Annotated in this window: 1 protein-coding gene; it reads left to right on the top strand. The window is 63.5% G+C overall.

All coding sequences use genetic code 11. From position 1 onward, the window contains the following. Positions 1–436, top strand: a 436-nt coding sequence (locus ACWTU9_RS33240; protein ID WP_455862023.1) for a porin, incomplete at both ends; no start/stop codon positions are given.

Below are 436 nucleotides of genomic sequence, written 5' to 3'. Positions count from 1 at the left end.
GCCTGCGCATCGGCGGCTATGTCCGTTACGACATCGGCGGCGGCGACGTGGGTTCGTTCGACGGTGCGACGTCCGCCGATGTTGAGGACGGCGGCAGCAACGACACCTGGTTCAAGAAGGCCCGCCTCTCGCTGAGGACCTGGACCGGCCAGGAAACCGAGCTCGGCACCTTGAAGACCTACACCGAGACCCGCTTCAACTTCCAGAACAACAACCGTGATGCGGGTGCACTCGTTGACCCCGATGGTCCGACGGGTCCGCTCCCTGCGGCCAACGCCGTCAATCCTGCCGGCAACACCGGTGCTTCGCTGAACTTCGCCTGGATCCAGCTCGGTGGCCTGCGCGTCGGTAAGGACGAATCGGCCTTCAATACGTTCATCGGCTACGCCGGCAACGTCATCCAGGATACGCTCGTTCCCTACGGCGATTTCGACAC

Source organism: Mesorhizobium sp. 128a (assembly GCF_053848025.1).
This window is presented reverse-complemented; position numbering and strand designations above follow the sequence as displayed.